This is a genomic window from Pontibacter sp. LHS1 (assembly GCF_058932855.1).
The window spans coordinates 58,954-75,523 of sequence record NZ_JBZYWF010000002.1 but is presented as its reverse complement, the minus strand read 5'-3'; the positions used below and the strand labels follow the sequence as shown (position 1 = coordinate 75,523).

At 47.0% G+C, this 16,570-nt stretch carries 16 protein-coding genes and 1 tRNA gene; 7 read left to right on the top strand and 10 right to left on the bottom strand.

Going from position 1 to position 16,570, the window contains the following annotated elements:
- Window positions 1-45: 45 nt before the first annotated feature.
- From AC5FXQ_RS04720 to AC5FXQ_RS04705, 4 genes are all read right to left on the bottom strand, one after another.
- Window positions 46-840, bottom strand: coding sequence for an SDR family NAD(P)-dependent oxidoreductase (locus AC5FXQ_RS04720; protein ID WP_493601338.1), 795 nt, complete (start codon window positions 838-840; stop codon window positions 46-48).
- A gap of 4 nt (window positions 841-844) precedes the next feature.
- Window positions 845-1,462 (bottom strand): YceI family protein, encoded by a 618-nt coding sequence (locus AC5FXQ_RS04715; protein WP_493601337.1) that lies wholly within the window; start codon window positions 1,460-1,462, stop codon window positions 845-847.
- 57 nt (window positions 1,463-1,519) lie between these two features.
- Complete coding sequence (locus AC5FXQ_RS04710) at window positions 1,520-1,933, bottom strand: phenolic acid decarboxylase (protein WP_493601336.1); 414 nt, start codon at window positions 1,931-1,933, stop codon at window positions 1,520-1,522.
- 257 nt (window positions 1,934-2,190) lie between these two features.
- Window positions 2,191-2,820, bottom strand: a complete 630-nt coding sequence (locus AC5FXQ_RS04705; protein ID WP_493601335.1) for a LysE family translocator — start codon at window positions 2,818-2,820, stop codon at window positions 2,191-2,193.
- Between the two features lie 88 nt (window positions 2,821-2,908).
- Between AC5FXQ_RS04705 and AC5FXQ_RS04700 the strand changes: the two genes are divergently transcribed.
- Window positions 2,909-3,895, top strand: a complete 987-nt coding sequence (locus AC5FXQ_RS04700) for a DUF2911 domain-containing protein (protein ID WP_493601334.1) — start codon at window positions 2,909-2,911, stop codon at window positions 3,893-3,895.
- Between the two features lie 41 nt (window positions 3,896-3,936).
- On the opposite strand, the gene AC5FXQ_RS04695 is transcribed toward AC5FXQ_RS04700, so the two are convergent.
- Window positions 3,937-4,749: an AraC family transcriptional regulator gene (locus AC5FXQ_RS04695; RefSeq protein ID WP_493601333.1), complete on the bottom strand. Its 813-nt coding sequence runs from the start codon at window positions 4,747-4,749 to the stop codon at window positions 3,937-3,939.
- Window positions 4,750-4,952: 203 nt separating this feature from the next.
- Here AC5FXQ_RS04695 and AC5FXQ_RS04690 point away from each other — a divergent pair, with 203 nt between their 5' ends.
- Window positions 4,953-5,078, top strand: coding sequence for a hypothetical protein (locus AC5FXQ_RS04690; protein ID WP_493601332.1), 126 nt, complete (start codon window positions 4,953-4,955; stop codon window positions 5,076-5,078).
- A gap of 198 nt (window positions 5,079-5,276) precedes the next feature.
- On the opposite strand, the gene AC5FXQ_RS04685 is transcribed toward AC5FXQ_RS04690, so the two are convergent.
- Window positions 5,277-5,348: transfer RNA gene (locus AC5FXQ_RS04685), tRNA-Glu, on the bottom strand.
- 141 nt (window positions 5,349-5,489) lie between these two features.
- Window positions 5,490-7,913: an ABC transporter permease gene (locus AC5FXQ_RS04680; protein WP_493601331.1), complete on the bottom strand. Its 2,424-nt coding sequence runs from the start codon at window positions 7,911-7,913 to the stop codon at window positions 5,490-5,492.
- Window positions 7,914-8,156: 243 nt separating this feature from the next.
- Between AC5FXQ_RS04680 and AC5FXQ_RS04675 the strand changes: the two genes are divergently transcribed.
- Both AC5FXQ_RS04675 and AC5FXQ_RS04670 read left to right on the top strand, forming a co-directional pair.
- Entirely contained in the window at window positions 8,157-9,545 is a 1,389-nt protein-coding gene (locus AC5FXQ_RS04675; RefSeq protein ID WP_493601330.1) for a sigma-54-dependent transcriptional regulator, read from the top strand.
- Window positions 9,535-10,896 carry a sensor histidine kinase gene (locus AC5FXQ_RS04670; RefSeq protein ID WP_493601329.1) on the top strand — a complete coding sequence of 454 codons (1,362 nt, stop codon included), beginning with the start codon at window positions 9,535-9,537 and terminating at the stop codon, window positions 10,894-10,896. The genes AC5FXQ_RS04675 and AC5FXQ_RS04670 overlap by 11 nt, the downstream gene beginning before the upstream one ends.
- A 5-nt stretch (window positions 10,897-10,901) precedes the next feature.
- Here AC5FXQ_RS04670 and AC5FXQ_RS04665 read toward each other — a convergent pair whose 3' ends face one another.
- Entirely contained in the window at window positions 10,902-11,765 is an 864-nt protein-coding gene (locus AC5FXQ_RS04665; RefSeq protein ID WP_493601328.1) for an SDR family oxidoreductase, read from the bottom strand.
- 245 nt (window positions 11,766-12,010) lie between these two features.
- On the opposite strand from AC5FXQ_RS04665, the gene AC5FXQ_RS04660 reads away from it, so the two are divergent.
- A complete protein-coding gene (locus tag AC5FXQ_RS04660) occupies window positions 12,011-13,276 on the top strand; it encodes a type IX secretion system plug protein (RefSeq protein WP_493601327.1) in 1,266 nt (421 codons plus the stop codon).
- A 223-nt stretch (window positions 13,277-13,499) separates the two neighbouring features.
- Here AC5FXQ_RS04660 and ychF read toward each other — a convergent pair whose 3' ends face one another.
- Together ychF and AC5FXQ_RS04650 are read right to left on the bottom strand one after the other, a co-directional pair.
- Window positions 13,500-14,597 (bottom strand): redox-regulated ATPase YchF, encoded by a 1,098-nt coding sequence (ychF, locus tag AC5FXQ_RS04655; RefSeq protein WP_493601326.1) that lies wholly within the window; start codon window positions 14,595-14,597, stop codon window positions 13,500-13,502.
- A 132-nt stretch (window positions 14,598-14,729) separates the two neighbouring features.
- A complete protein-coding gene (locus AC5FXQ_RS04650) occupies window positions 14,730-15,086 on the bottom strand; it encodes a DUF3276 family protein (RefSeq protein ID WP_493601325.1) in 357 nt (118 codons plus the stop codon).
- Between the two features lie 148 nt (window positions 15,087-15,234).
- Here AC5FXQ_RS04650 and AC5FXQ_RS04645 point away from each other — a divergent pair, with 148 nt between their 5' ends.
- Window positions 15,235-15,645: a septal ring lytic transglycosylase RlpA family protein gene (locus AC5FXQ_RS04645; protein WP_493601324.1), complete on the top strand. Its 411-nt coding sequence runs from the start codon at window positions 15,235-15,237 to the stop codon at window positions 15,643-15,645.
- A gap of 12 nt (window positions 15,646-15,657) precedes the next feature.
- Window positions 15,658-16,569: a DUF58 domain-containing protein gene (locus AC5FXQ_RS04640; protein ID WP_493601323.1), complete on the top strand. Its 912-nt coding sequence runs from the start codon at window positions 15,658-15,660 to the stop codon at window positions 16,567-16,569.
- Window position 16,570: the final 1 nt, after the last annotated feature.

The following is a 16,570-nucleotide window of genomic DNA, read 5'->3' as shown; positions in this document are numbered from 1 at the left end:
CATAGGCCTATACCTACCTTTTAAGTTTATCTAATTCACAAAAAGCTAGAAGGCAGAATCTACTACGCCACCATCAACACGCAGGGCTGCTCCTGTAGTAGCAGAAGAAAGCGGACTGGCCACATACACCACCAGGTTGGCTACTTCTTCAGCTTCTGCAAAACGCTGAATGATAGATGAATTTCTCTTCGCTTTTATAAAGGCATTTTGTGCTTCTTCCACGCTTATACCTTTTTCTTTGGCTTGTTCCTGGAATATTTTCTCTGCTCCTTCCGCAACAGTAGGTCCGGGAAGTATAGCGTTAACAGTGATGTTGGTTCCTTTCAAATACTTGGCTAAACCTCTGCTCAATGACAGGTAGGCAGTTTTGGTCACGCCATACGTAATCATGTCTTCTGGTATATTGATGGCCGATTCGCTTGAAATGAAAATGACACGCCCCCAGTTGTTCTGCTTCATACCTGCCACATAATGGCGTGATAGGCGGACACCACTCATCACGTTAACTTCAAAATCATCAAACCATCTCTGGTCATCAGTCGTCTCAAACGGACGTTCACCATAAATCCCTACATTGTTTACCAGAATATCAACGGCTGGCAATTTTTCTATCAGGGCATTTACTTCTTCAACTTTAGAAAAATCAGCTGCAATGCCTTCTACTGCTGCATCAGGCACTTCGCTTTTCAGTTGCTGGATGGCTTGGTTGATTCTCTCTTCGGTGCGGCCATTGATGTACACTTTCGCACCTTCTCTCAATAATCCCAGCGCAATAGCATAACCTATTCCGGCGGTAGAGCCTGTTACCAGTGCTGTTTTATTTCTTAACTGTAAGTCCATCGTATTACCTTTTTGTAGTTACTGTATTTGCAGACACCAACGTGACTTTCATTTCGATATCATCATAAATCGCTTTGTCACCGATGCTATCAAAAAATGATTTTGACCCATACCTAACATTGTATTTACTTCTGTCGAAAGTAAGGTTTGCTGTAGCGGTTGTTTGTCCGTTTTTAGTTACAACTGTGGCAGGAAATTTAATGGGGTGCGTAATGCCTTTGATGGTTAGATTTCCTGTCACGTTGTAGTTGTCTCCGCCTTTGTGCTCCACTTTGGTGATAGCAAGTTTGGCTGTCGGGAAATTGCTGGTAGCGAAAAAGTCGTCTGACTTTAAATGACCCACCAAATCCTGATTATCCTTCTTTTCCTTTAGGTTCGTGTTGGTGATGCTGTTCATATCTATCACGAATGAGCCGCCGGTCAGTTTGCCGCCTTTCAGGATAAGTTGGCCAGTCAACAACGAAATGCTTCCATAATGTTCGCCACCTAATTTTTTGCCTTTCCACTCTAGTGTAGATGCCTTTACATCTACCTCCTGGTTCGGTTTTATTGTGCCTGCAGTTGCTATTGTCGTGAGCAGCATGGCTGCTATTATAAATAAGCTGAGAATTGACTTTTTCATTTGATTATGTTTCTATTCGGTTCCTTCTAACTGGTTTTTTAGGGTTTCGTGTCTAATTTATAAGTCGCTAATTGTTCCGCTTAGCGGAATGATTTCTTTGTCTATTTTCAGGAAACAATTTATTGTGTTATCTCTCAGGTTCAACACTTGGCTAACGCCCAGCCCATCTTGCTCAACCCAGGAGATAAAAAGAGAATGATTGTTGATGCGATGCACAAAGTAATTTTCATCTGCTTCCTTTCCTTTCTCTTCTCCTGCTATGCATTTCCAGTGCAGCGTATCTTCTGATTTGAATTCTATTTCATAGGTATAGTCTCCATAATCATATAATAGCTTTTTACCAGCCAGAGAAATTCTATCATTCGACTCTATGCTATTTTTTTGCGCTATTTCCTGATTTTTTATCTCATTCTGATTTGTGCAAGCTATACCTGCAAGTAAAATCCCAACTGCAATTATTACCTTTTTCATTATCTGATTTTGAAAGGATAGTATTGTTATATAACCTCTTGCTCTATTTTCCTGCTACCTGCTGAATTGCTTTATCTGGGTAATGCCAACTTTAAGATGAGCTCTTCTTTTTGTCTTCTTACCTTTTTCGCATTCGCCAGAAAATCAGCGTCTGTATCTTTATAACCTAGCTGAGGTCAAAAATAGAGGCATTATAGCTTAATGTAAGAGCCCCAATTTTGCTAAGGTAGTGCTGGCGGCTTGTTATTGTTTTTGGTCTATTTTTTTGAAAACACTAATGCGAAGCCCAAGCCTGATAAAACTAAAATTTTGCTCCATTTAGTAATGCTCCAAAATTTGTAGTTGTTTACATACTTTGTAAAGCTGCCCGATAAATAGGAAATCATGCAAAAAATACCCAGAGATTGGATTGCAAAGACAAGTCCGAGAATAAGCATTTGGTAAGTTATGCTAAAGCTAGTCTTGCTAATGAATTGCGGTAAAAATGCAATGAAAAACAAAGCAACTTTTGGATTTAGAACATTCATTAAAAATCCTTTTCTAATCAAGAATAAGGATGATTGTGGTTTTTCATCTTGAAAGGAATCAGTGTTTATTTCCTCTTTTTTTTCTTTTATTGCTTTGAACGCCAAATAGAACAAATACAATGCTCCGAAATATTTTATGACGGTAAAAGCGATAGCGGATTGTTGGATGATAATTGAGAGCCCTGTTGCTGCAGCAATTGTATGCACCAAAACGCCTAAGGAAAGTCCCAAAGAAATTTTCATTCCGTTTCTTCGTCCTTGTGTTAAACTTTCTGTCAAGACGAAAATATTGTCAGGCCCTGGCATAAATGTCAATAAAATTGACGCGCCTATAAACGAGAGAAATAATCCTATTTCCATATTTTCTATTTGCTAATGCTTTGTTACAATCTCTATAGGTTATGCCCTAATGTTTAAGTAATGCAAAATTACGACCCTTACATGGAACATGTCTTGCACAAACAGGCGGTTCACCTGTGCATTCCTGTCGGGTATACCTGTAGTCTTAAAAGCAGTAACTATCTTAGCAGATGAAATACAAAACGATTATTTAACTTATAAATCAAGCGTAAACACAGCATCCATGTACAAGTACTTTTTCACCAAAACTATCTTCATTTTGGTATTTTTCACAGCTCTTTCGCTCCACACAAATGCTCAGGACTTGAAAATACCAAGGCCAAGCAGCCTTCAAAAAATAGAACAGCAGTTGGGCACATCCAACCTTGTTGTGACTTACTCAAGACCTAACACCAAGGGCAGAACGGTATTCGGCGAACTGGTTCCGTATGGTAAAATCTGGCGAACAGGTGCTGACAAGCTAACGGATATAACAGTTGAAAAAACCATTACAGTAGCCGGAAACACACTCAGCCCTGGCAGGTATTCTATCATCACTATACCTGACAAGAAAATGTGGACGGTGATTTTTAACCGCGAGCCGGATCTTTGGGGTGCAGCAGACCATGACGAGAGCAAGGATGTTTTTCGCTTCCAGGTAAAGCCTGTCCGACTGAAAGACAGACAGGAAACCATGCTGATCTCTTTTGAAAATGTATCTGCCTTCGCGTTGGATTTTCAGATAAGATGGGAAAATACGATGATTCAGTTCCCGATAGCCATTAACCAGGACAAGGAAATAGAGGCTTCTATTGACGAGGCAATTGCTAGAGGTGAAAAGCCTTATGTAGAGGCTACCATTTTTTACCTCAACAACGGCAAAGACTTAAACAAAGCGCTGGGCTGGATGCAGGAGGCCGAGAAAGAGGTGAACGATCAACCATATATTTATTACTGGAAAGCAATGGTAGAGCATGGGCTGGGCAAGAAATCCGATGCCCTGGCGTCTGTTACAAAAAGTCTGCAATTAGCAGAAGAAGCAGGCAACCAGGACTACATCAGAATGAGCAGAGCACTGATTAAAAAGTTGAAATAAAAGATGCTGCAATCCCCGCTAAGTCACGTGCTTGGTGGGGATTAATTTTTTATTTCCCGGAATTGCTCCGGCGTCATGCCTGTTCTCTGTTTAAAGATTCTTGAAAAATAAGCCGGATCGCTAAAGCCTAACTGATAGGCTATTTCTTTTAACGACATGGTATCATAGGCAATGTATCGTTTCGCCTCTGTGATACTTCTGTTGATGATCAGTTGCTTCACCGTCATACCTGTTGCGGCTACCACAATTTCATTTGTCCTGCGAATACTCAGGTTGATGGCATTGGCATAAAATTCCACTTCTTTATGCTCGACAAAATGCTTTTCAATTAACCCCAGCACTTCCCCCACTTTTGTGTCTTTCGTGCCGGGTTGCGTTACATCGGTGGCGATATGAATTAAGAAGGCAGCCAGATAAGCCTCCATCAGGTTTTGCCTTTTACTTCCGCTATATTCCTTCTCAATTAAACTCATCAAGCTTTTCAGAACCTGAGAAACCTCCGCTGGTAAGGTATGCACGAAGAAATAAGGCTTTACAAGCAGCACCTTGGAAAGCTGAAAGAAGCGGTTAAAAAATTCAGGAGACACCGCTATCAAAAAACCTTGTTTGGTCCCAATTTCCATAGTATGCACTTGGTTGGGAGTCAATACATAAATTTGGTTAGGGAAAATAGTATAATCTTCAAAATCGATGGAGTGCTTTTCACCGCTTTCTACATTTGTAAACCAGAGAATTTCATAGAAATGATGCCGATGGTAGCCCGTAAAATTGCTTTCGTCAGACGCTTCTATTCTTTCTAAAAGAAAGAACTCATCTGTAGGCAAGCTATGAAAGGGGATTATTTCATCACTCATAAGCGGATTGTTTATCTAAAATAACGGAATGCCATCAAATATGCCATACCCAACTAATTTATCAAGTGGGTAAAGTTAATGTTAAAAGAACGGAACAGCTTCATTATCTTCTCTATACAGCTAGAAGAAGTTTGGCATATGTATAAGAAGGCTGAAACCATTTGTATGGTAGCTGAGGATATTTATATGACAGGAACTGTGGCTTGGAGGTAAAGGAGCCAAAGCGGATAAAGGAGTTGAAGGAGGAGAACTTCAGCCTCAAGAAGATTTCTGCCGAATTCTTACTGGTGGAGTTTCTGGACAAGAAGCGAGGTGTGGGTGTACCTTAGGCATGCTGGTCCGTAGGTGGGGCAGGAGCAGCTATCAGTACAAATATTTTGAGAAAGATAACAGCGTTATGAAAGAGCAACTGCAGCAGCTGGCGGGAAGCTGACCCGAGAAGGTTTATACAGACTAGGAGTTTAGGATCTTAGTGTCCGGAATGAATAAAAAAAGCCGCTCCAGTATTATCTGATGCGGCTTTCTAGTAGTCCGTAGGGGAATCGAACCCCTGTTGCCAGAATGAAAATCTGGAGTCCTAACCCCTAGACGAACGGACCATTCTGTCTTATTGTGATGCAAATATAGCGGGTAGCTTTTATTTTGCAAAGTATCCGGTCTTCTTTTTAACAAAAAAACAGCACCTGCAGCGTAATTGCCTCACTTTTAGAGAGAAATTTTTTGTCCTTTTAACAACAGGATCACTCCGCTTTTAAGGAAAGAACCGGATTGGCTATAGCTGCCCGTACTGCCTGCGTGCTCATGGTGATCAGTGCAATGATGAGTGTGGCGGCCCCTGCCATCAGGAAAGGTAGATACCCGATGCTGATTCGGTAGGTAAAGTCCTGCAGCCACTCACTCATCAGGTACCAGGCGATAGGAGCTGCCAGCACAAAGGCGATCAGCACCAGTTTCACAAATTCCCTGGAGAAGAGCACTGTGATCTGGAACACAGAGGCCCCCATAACCTTGCGTATACCGATCTCTTTGGTACGTTGGGTGGCCATAAAGGCAATCAGCCCATACAAGCCCAGACAGCCTATAAATATGGCAATAAAAGAGAAAATCTTGAAAAGGGTACTCTGCCGTGACTCATCTCTGTAAAAGCGATCAAGCGTATCGTCTATAAATTCGTAATGAAACACCGCTTCCGGATAGGCCTTCTGCCATACCTGTTCAAGATGGGCCAGGGCATCCTCTGCCTGTCGCATGTCTATTTTCGCCATCATAAAGAAGTGATCACCTCCACTGGAATAAAAGATGACTGGGTCGATCGGGAAACGGAGTGAATTTTGGTGAAAGTCTTCCACTACACCCACAATAGTTGCCTTCTGTCTGCCTCCATTCAGGTATATACTCTTGCCAATTGCCTCCTCAGGCTGCTGTAAGTCCAGTTTTCGGCGCATTGTCTCGTTGATGAGCACTTGCATGACAGAGTCTTTTTCAAAGCCGTCAGCTCTGAACATGCGACCCGTGATGAGCTTAATGTCAAACAGCTCCAGGTAATGCTCATCTGCGGACTTCATGTGTGCCTGGAAAGGAATGATATTTTCTGCGTTGCCAAAGCGAAACGCACTTAAGCGTGTAATTTCAGAAGAAGGTGGCGCAGAGCCGAAAGTAAGTCCGTTAAGTGCTGGGCTTTTCAGGATCTCGTCCCGAAGCGCTTCTATTTTATCGCTGTTTTCGCGAGGCAAAGGTACCGTTACAACAGCATCTTTATCGAAGCCCAGATCTTTGTTGCGCAGGTACTCCATCTGCTCATTGACAACAAGTGTACAAATGATGAGAACCTGGCAAATGGTGAACTGTAATACCACCAGACTACGTCGCAGTGAGAGACCCCCGACCTCCTGTACCGACATGCGGCTGCGCAGCGCGGCGATCGGCTGGAAGCGCGCTAACAGAAAAGCAGGGTATAGGCCAGCGAAAAGGGAGACCAGCAGCACCTGTAGCGTCACAAAGAGTAACAGTTGCGGATTTTCAATAAAACTGAAAGCTATTTTCAATCCCAGCAGCTGGTTCAGGTAAGGCAAAGCCAGTTCTACCATTATAACAGACATGAGTGTGGCAGCCAGTGTGATCAGCAGTGTTTCACCCAGGAACTGAAGCATAAGTTGCAGTTGGTTGCTGCCCATAACCTTACGTATACCGACCTCCTTCGCTCTGCGTACAGCCAGTGCCGTAGCCAGGTTGACAAAATTGATGCAGGCAGTCACAAGGAGGAGCAAGCCGATCAGGGCCATCGACCAGATCACTTCTTTGGATATAGTGCGTTGAGAGTAGTTGCCGTATGCCGGATTGAAATGAATATCCTGGAGCGGCTGAAGGTTGATCAGTTCTTTAGCTGTTCGCTTGTCAGGTATAAGACTCTGTATAACACTGTTTGCCTGTTCTTCTATTGCTTCCACAGCTGCATTGTCAGGCAGTAGAGCAAATGCTGTGTGGTTACTTAGGAGTGTGTGCCAGGAGCTGAGATCAAAACTTGTAAAGCTCTGCAGGGTAGGGTAGGAGACAAGCATCGCAAACGGAAAATCGGTTGTGACCGGAAAGTCAGGTATAACGGCTGCTACCTTAAGCGTAAGTTTGTTGTTGTAGCTGATTACTTTGCCAATCACCTCGTCATCCTCAGGGAAGAATAACGCTGCCATGCTGTTTGTGAGCACCACGTTGTTTGGTTCGCGCATGTAGGGGCGAAGGTCCTGCCCATCTGTGCTGAAACTGAAAATCTCAAAAAATTCCGGCTCCACAAAGGCTAGCTGACCTGGGTTCCGAAAGTGGCGGGGCACCGAGCTTCCATTGCCAGGGATCGTAATCTGACCATCTGCTTCTGAATATATCTGGGTTATGTTTTCAAAGCCCGGATTATTATTGCGCAATGCATTGGTAGCCGGGAAGTGAATAGATGTAGTTTGAAAAACGCCATCGGCATAGTGCGCATCAATATTCAGCCGGTAAATACGATCACCTTTGCTGTGGAAGGCGTCGTATCTAAGTTCATACTGAATGACCAGGAAGAGCAGGATGCTGCAGGTAATGCCCAGCCCCAGCCCCAGTACATTGAGCAGGCTGTAGCCTCTGCTGCGTAGCAGGGAGCGGAAGGCCGTTAGAAAATAGAGCTTTAACATGTCGTGTACAGCTTTAGGAGTGGAACCGTTAGCTTCATTAAATCCATTGTTGTGCCAGTCCTGCAAAAAGGGCTTTGCCGCCTTTATCAGGCATAGGCGTACTGTTCAACTGACCAGTTGTGGACACTTATTGTCCGTGGCTGGACAGGTATAAGCTATATATTTCCTAAATTTATCTTAAATTAAGCATTAAACCCGACTGGCATAATTTTCTATCCTCTTTTTATAAAACCTATACCTGTCATGGAACAAAACCTGGGAAGAATACTGGTGATCGACGACAACGAAGATGTGTTGTTTTCGGCCAAAATGCTGCTGCGCAAATATGCCAAAGAAGTAGTAATGGAAAAGAATCCGAAGAAGATCCCTTTCCTGGTTTCCAACGAAGAGTTCGATATTATTCTCCTGGACATGAACTTCAGCCAGGACATCACGAGCGGGCAGGAGGGTTTTTTCTGGCTAAAGGAAATTCTGAAATATGACCCCTCGGCCGTGGTTGTCATGATCACTGCCTTCGGGGATGTGGAGATGGCCGTGCGGGCACTCAAAGAGGGGGCGACTGACTTTGTGCTGAAGCCCTGGCAGAACGAGAAGCTGCTGGCCACCCTGACCGCCGCCTCCAAACTGCGCCACTCCTACAAAGAGGTAAACCAGCTCCGGCAGGTAAACCGCACCCTCACCGCCGAGTTACAGAACCAGCAGCCGGTCATCACAGGTGAGAGCCAGGCCATGCGCAGTCTGTTCTCCATCATCGACAAAGTTGCCCGCACCGATGCCGACATTCTGCTTCTAGGCGAGAATGGTACCGGAAAAGAAGTCATCGCCCGCACTATCCACCAACGCTCCTCCAGGGCCGATAAGGTGTTTGTAACGGTAGACATGGGGGCCATCACAGAAACCCTGTTTGAGAGTGAGCTCTTCGGGCACAAGAAAGGCGCCTTTACAGATGCGAAAGAAGACCGGGTGGGGCGCTTTGAAGCTGCAAACGGAGGTACGCTTTTTCTGGATGAGATCGGGAATTTATCGCCTGCGCTGCAAAGCAAGCTGCTGACAGTACTGCAGCGCAGGGAGATCATACGGGTGGGTACCAACAAGCCTATACCTATTGATGTGCGACTCATCTGCGCGACCAATATGCCGCTGAAGGAAATGGTGCAGCGGCACGAATTCAGACAGGACCTGCTCTACCGCATCAACACGGTGGAGCTGAACCTGCCGCCACTTCGTGAGCGCCTGGAGGACATTCCCTTATTTGCGGATCATTACCTGCAAACGTATGCCACCAAGTATAAGCAGCCACTCAAGCGACTCTCTGACGCCGCGCTGGCTAAGCTGCGTCGCTATACCTGGCCAGGCAATGTGCGGGAGCTGCAGCATGTGCTGGAGCGTGCCTCGATCATGAGCGATAACCGGGAGCTGCAACCGGATGATTTCTTCTTTATACCGGACGAACCAACCGTGTCTGCAAACGCCCCGGCAGCAGTGCCCAATTCCCAAAATCTGGAGGACCTGGAGCGACAGGCGGTGCAGCGGGCCATGCAGCTACATGAGGGCAACGTGTCAAAAGCGGCTAAAGAACTGGGCCTGTCCCGCGGTGCCTTGTACCGAAGACTAGAAAAATATGCGCTTTAACAACTACCGGCTACAGTTGGTGCTGCGGCTCATTATGCTGGCACTTACTGTTTTTGCGCTGGTAAAGGTAGGGCTGGATCCTGCCTACCGGGGCACATTCATCGGTCTTGTGCTCTTCCTGCTGCTACAGGTATTCCTGCTGGTGCGCTTCCATGAGCGTACAAACCGCCAGTTCCTGAGCTTCCTGAATTCCATCCGACACGACGATTTTACAGAGCTTATACCTGCATCAACTGGTGGCAGATTGCACCGGGAACTGGCAGCGGGTCTGAATGAAGTGATGAAAAAATTCAGGGCCGTGCGGGCCGAAAAAGAGGCACACCTGCACTATTTTGAAGCTATCGTGCAGCACGTTGGTACAGGCATCATCACCTATAAAAACGATGGCAGCATCCTGCTGCTCAACCACGCTGCCCGTAAGTTACTGCAGGTCGGCGCACTGCATCAGATACAGGAACTGGCCGATTTATACCCTGACTTAGCCGTTCGCCTTTCTGGACTGGACCATGGCGAGAAGGCCGTCGTTCCGCTGCGACAGGGAGGCTCGGTTATAAACCTGTCGGTGCAGGTGATCGAGTTGGTGATGCTGGGGGATAAGGTAAAGCTGGCTTCGGTGCAGAACATACAGCGCGAACTGGAGGACAAGGAGATGGAAGCATGGCAGAACCTGATCAAGGTGCTGACCCATGAAATAATGAACTCTGTGACGCCTATTGCCTCACTTTCAGCCAGTGCTGGCGAAGAAATAAGCGGGTATGTAGATGATACAAATGCCGAAGAGATCACAGTGCTGCGGGATGAATTACTGGACATCCGCCAGTGTCTGCACACGATCAGCCGCCGAAGCGACGGCCTGATTCATTTTGTGAATGACTTTCGTAACCTGACCCGCATCACTGTACCGGAACTGACGCTGATCGACGTAGGGGAGCTGCTCTCGGAAATAAAGACACTGCTGCGCGAGCAGTTGGTGCAGCAGGGCATTGATTTTAAGATAGAACTGCGATCAGGTAGCAGCCTGTTGCTCTCGGCCGACAGGGGTATGGTGGAGCAGGTGATTATCAACCTGGTCAAAAATGCGATGGAAGCAGTGCATGAAAAGGCACATAAGTTAATCACTGTGCGTGCCTACCTGGACGAGCGAAGCCGTGTGTGCCTGGAGGTGGAGGATAACGGACAGGGTATGACGGCAGAGGCGACGACCAAGATTTTCATTCCCTTCTTCACTACAAAGAAGAGCGGATCAGGTATAGGGCTCAGCCTATCCCGTCAGATCATGCGTCTTCATAAAGGCTCTATATCTGTGCAGTCGGAGCTCGATAAAGGGACTGTTTTTATATTGAGGTTTTGATCCTCTTAAGAGCTTAGCTGGGGTTCAAGTTCAAAATATGCTTCCAGACTATATTTCCCTACTGCAGGGGCGACACAATCTACTTTGCTCACAGCCGTCATAAAGGCAAGTTTGTCGTAGAGGCTACGGCTGAGCAGTCGCACAAAAGGCAGAAGCGTATCCACATAGTCGAAGGGAATCTCGGCTACACGTCCGTGGTAACCAGCTGCATCACATACGAGCTGCGCCAGTTCCTGCCGGGTATAGGTAGTAGGGCCGCCAAGCTCCAGGGACTGACTAGGCTTTCCGATGCAGTCGATCGCGATGCGGGCTACATCACCATCATATATCGGGTTGGTAAGTTTGTCGCCTTGACCCAGCTGTCCAATATGCCCTTTTCGAGCCATGGTCGCCATTTCTTCAAATACTGAAAACAAGGCAACCGGTTTTAGAATGGTATAAGTAAGTGAACTGTGTCGTAATGCCATTTCGAAACAGGCATGTGCCTTAAAATAGGCCAGTTGCGGATAGTGCCCTGCCCCGAAAGCCGACACGTAAATAAATTGCCGAACCCCAGCCTGCTCCGCTTCTTTCAATAAATTGAGGTTTGCTTTGTAATTGATGTCGTGAAACGAGCCGCCACCCTGGTGACGGAGACTCAGATTTTTGCCCAGGGCTGAGATCACCACGTCCACTCCCGTACAGCAGCCTTCCAACGAAAAAGGCTTTGTTGCGTCAGCAAGTACGAGCTCTTCCGGATCCGGAAAAAGGGACTGCGCCTTCCTCAGATTCCGCGCCAATACACGCACTTCAAATCCATGCTGTTTTAGCTCCCGGAAAATATGCCTCCCCAGGTGCCCGGTAGCGCCGGCCAGTAGAACTTTTTTCATAGTGAAGGGCTGTTTGTTTCGCGTTAATTCCTATACGTGATAATCGGTTGATATGCAGTGTATTAAAGGAAAAATACAATGCTCCACTACGCAGTTCCTGCAGCTTTGTTCAAAAATTCCTATCTTCGGATTTAATTGCGTGGGTTGTGGTTTTTATAAGCCCACCAGTAGCTGATAGAATCAATCATATGATGTTCTGGAATAAGTTAAGCAACGCCTGTGCGGTAGCTTCTATTTGTTTGAGTTTGGCAGCCTGCGTACCGCTTGAGCAGCAGGGATATGCCACTTCGGGCAGTACGGCGCAGCAGTCCGTACGCTACGAAGACTATGTGTACGATAACAGTATACGCTCTGTGCAGTGTTACCGCGGCACCGGTGGACCGGAAGCAGTACTGGAACCTGCCGTTATTTCCATAGGCCAGGAGCAGCCTATTCTGCTTGAATTCGACCGCCTTAATGCCGGTCCGCAGCGGCTCGTGGCCAAGCTGGTGCACTGCAACGCCGACTGGACCCCTTCCGGACTGAATGATGCGCAGTACCTCAACGATTTCAACGAGTTCTTCATTACAGATGTACAGAACTCCATCAACACCCGCGTTCCCTATGTGCATTACCGCTTTCGGGTGCCGCGCGTGAAACTGAGTGGAAATTATGTGCTGCAGGTAAGTGAGGAGGGAGGAAATCTGCTCCTCACCAGGCGTATACTGGTATACCAGAACCTGGTAGCCGTGACAGCCAAACTCGGCATGCCAACCGGCCCGGAGGGGAGAGCAGCCCGCCAGCCCGTGGAGTTCAACGTGTTTTATAAAGACTATGCATTGGTGAATCCGGCGCAGGAGGTAAAAGCTGTCATGCGCCAGAATCACCGCTGGGACAATGCCAAGATATACCCGAGACCTGCCTTTGTGCGGGACGATCAGCGGCGACTAGAGTATGTATTTTTCGAGGCGAAGGATCACTTCCTGGGCTTAAGCGAGTTCCGTTCCTTTGATTCGCGCAGTATCCGCTTCAAAGGCTTAGGTATAGAGCAGATCAACCTGGAAGCTTCGCCTGTGCATATATTGCTACAACCTGAACGCAGCCGGGCTGGTGCAGCTTATAGCCAGGACCCCGACGCTGACGGCAAAATGTTGTTTGGCAACAGAGAGTATGGAAACTCAATCGTAAATGCTGACTATACCTGGGTAGATTTTGAACTGAAGACAGGAGAGGAGCAAGGCGAAGTATACATACAGGGTGGCTTGACTGACTGGCTGCTAAACGATGAAAGCCGTATGCGCTATGACCAGGAACAGCAGGCTTATAAAGGCAGGCTGTTGCTGAAGCAGGGATATTATAACTATTACTATGCGCTAAAGCCAGCCAACGGACAGGCAGCGGATGCCAGCTACTTTGAGGGAAGTCACTTTGCCACAGGCAACACCTACGACATCCTGATCTACTATCGTCCGCCAGGCTCCCGCGCCGACCTGCTGATCGGGTATGAGGAAGTCCTGTTCAACAACAGGTAATGAGACTGCATAAATACCCAGTTGTGGGTATTTCGGAAGCTGGGTGGTCGTTTTATCTTTGAGTATGACAATAGACTGGTAGGATCTGATTTATTTACTATAAACCTGTCTTCCCAATTACAAACATCAGTGACTATCAACTTTAAGTTTAGCGGTAAAGTCCATTGTTTACAAAAAAAGGCGGGAGAAATCCCGCCTTTCGTATTTTTTGAAATCGTGTGCTTTACACATTGAAACGGAAGTGCATGATATCACCGTCCTGCACCACATAGTCTTTGCCTTCCACGGCCATCTTACCGGCCTCCTTTATCTTGGCTTCAGTTTTGTACTCCTGGTAGTCCTTGAGCTTGATCACTTCTGCACGGATAAAGCCTTTCTCGAAGTCAGAGTGAATAACGCCTGCTGCCTGAGGTGCTTTCCAGCCTTTCTCGATTGTCCAGGCGCGTACCTCTTTCACACCAGCGGTAAAATAAGTGATCAGGTTGAGCAACTCGTAAGAGGCGCGGATCAACTTGTTCAGGCCAGACTCTTTCAAGCCATACTCAGCCAGGAACATTTCTTTTTCTTCCGGATCAGTCAGTTCTGCGATCTGAGCTTCGATAGAGGCAGAAATAAGAACAACCTGCGCATTCTCGTTTTTCACATGCTCTTCCAAAGCCTTCGAGTATTCATTGCCGTCGTTCATGGAGTTTTCGTCCACGTTGGCAGCGTAAATCACAGGCTTGTCTGTGAGCAGGTTCAGTTCGCTGATCGTTTCTTTATCATCTTCGGTAGCGTCAAGGCTTCGGGCGTTGAGGCCCTGCTCCAAATGGTTCTTGTACTTCTCGAGAGAAGCCAGTTCCTTTTTGGCTTTTGCATCACCCGCTTTGGCAGAACGCTGTACCTTGATCATCATTTTCTCGATGGACTCCAGGTCTTTCAGCTGCAGCTCCGTGTCGATGATTTCTTTGTCAGAGATCGGGTCTACTTTGCCGGCTACGTGTACAATGTTTGGGTCTTCGAAGCAACGCACCACATGGATGATGGCATCTACCTCACGGATGTTGGCCAGGAACTTGTTACCCAGACCTTCACCTTTACTGGCTCCTTTCACCAGACCGGCGATGTCCACAAACTCGATCACAGTAGGCAGTACACGCTGCGGGTTAACGAGTTCTTCCAGGATCTGGAGTCGCTCGTCAGGCACGGTGATGACGCCCACATTCGGTTCGATGGTACAGAAAGGGTAATTGGCAGATTCTGCCTTAGCGTTCGAAATAGCGTTGAACAAAGTGGACTTGCCCACATTTGGCAGTCCCACGATTCCGCATCTTAGTCCCATTTATCTTTATCTTGTTTTATATCAGGGCGCAAAGATACGAAATTTCAGTCAGTATAGGGTAGGGGCCAGGATGATAAAAAAAGCCCGTGCAGGAAACACGGGCTCTCGGTCGCTAAACTAAAAACGGGGAGACTATTCCCACTTCAGTTCTTCATCAAAAGACACCTCGGCATTGGCCACTGGTACCGGAGTTGCTTCGGCTTCAGTTGGGTTTTCGAGGGCGGCGAGGGCCTCTTCAGTCAAAAGTTCGGATTTAACGTGATCGATTGTGCCCTGTAAGGCTTCCATGAACTTCACAAAGTCCTCTTTGTAAAGGAAGATCTTGTGTTTCTCGTACGAGAACTCGTCATCCTTGAACTTGCGCTTGCTCTCTGTGATCGTCACATAGAAGTCGTTTGAGCGAGTTGATTTCACATCAAAGAAATACGTTCTCTTCCCTGCTCTTACTCTTTGGGAATAAATTTCTGCTTTGTCGTTGTTCTCTTCCACCGTGTTATAGACGTTAAATTCAACTTTCTGAACCTAAAGCTAACATATTGTTCTGATATATAAAAATTTTTGAATTTAAAATTTAGCCATTTTGTAGCCCTGCAGAGAATTAATTCTATATTTGCCACCGGACCAAATATAGTATAGTATGAATTTGCTTTCACTTATACTAGTATTTCTCTTTTCTATCAACTCCGGCACGGCCCTTTATTCTGCTGACGGCAAGGCTTCTTACTACGCCGACCGCATGCACGGACACCGAACTGCCAACGGGGAGCGCTACGACAAAACACAGCTCACGGCCGCTCACGCCACCTTACCGTTTAACACCTATGTGCAGGTGACCAATGTGCGCAACGGCAAATCGGTGGTGGTGCGCATCAACGACCGCATGGCACACAGCCGCCATCGCATCATCGACCTCTCCAAGGCGGCGGCACAGCAGATTGAGTTGATCCGGGAGGGAATAGCCTCTGTGCAGTTGCACGAAGTTCCGGATGATGGGCAACCCGAAATGACAACCGTCGTTTCTGAGATAAAGCCGACCGGAAAGAAATAACCCTGTACCTGTATGAAAAAGCCACTCACCCTAGCCGATGTTCAGAAATTTGAGAACATGGAATTTCTGGCCAAGCAGCTGGTCGAGGGCTTTATTACTGGACTTCATCAGTCTCCCTACCATGGCTTTTCAGTTGAGTTTTCGGAGCACCGTCTCTACAACAGCGGCGAAAGCACCCGCCATATCGACTGGAAAGTTTTTGCCCGTACTGATAAGCTGTTTGTAAAACGCTTTGAGGAAGAGACGAATTTGCGCTGCCATATCCTGCTGGATGTTTCCCCCTCCATGTATTATCCGGTAGAGAACCGAGGCAAACTGACCTTCAGTGTACTGTGTGCCGCTGCCCTGGCTACCTTGCTTCGTAAGCAGCGTGATGCCGTAGGCCTGGTGACATTTGCCGACACCATACGTCAACAAACCCCTGTTCGCTCCACGGCTTCGCACCTGCATACCTTGTTATTGCTGCTGCAAAAGCAGCTGGAGGAAGCACCAACCCGCGCCCAAACGGATGTAGCTTCTGTCATCCATCAGATAGCCCAGCAAATACCGAAGCGATCGCTTGTCGTTATCTTTAGCGACATGCTGGGTCAGCACGAAAACAGTGATGCCATATTTGCCGCGCTGCAACACCTGAAGCACCAGAAGCACGAGGTCCTGATCTTTCATGTGATGGATCGCCGTACAGAAGAAGAATTTGACTTTGCAGAGCGGCCTTACGTGTTTGTGGATGTGGAGACAGGGCAGGAGCTTAAACTACAGCCCTCGCAGGTGAAAGCCCACTACCAACAGGCCGTAAGCAACTACAAGCGCGAGCTCGAGTTGAAATGCGGTCAGTACAAGATTGACTTTGTGCCGGTGGATATCAGCGAACCGTTTGACAGGGTGTTGTACAGCTATCTGGTGAAGCGGGCGAAGGTGAGGTAGG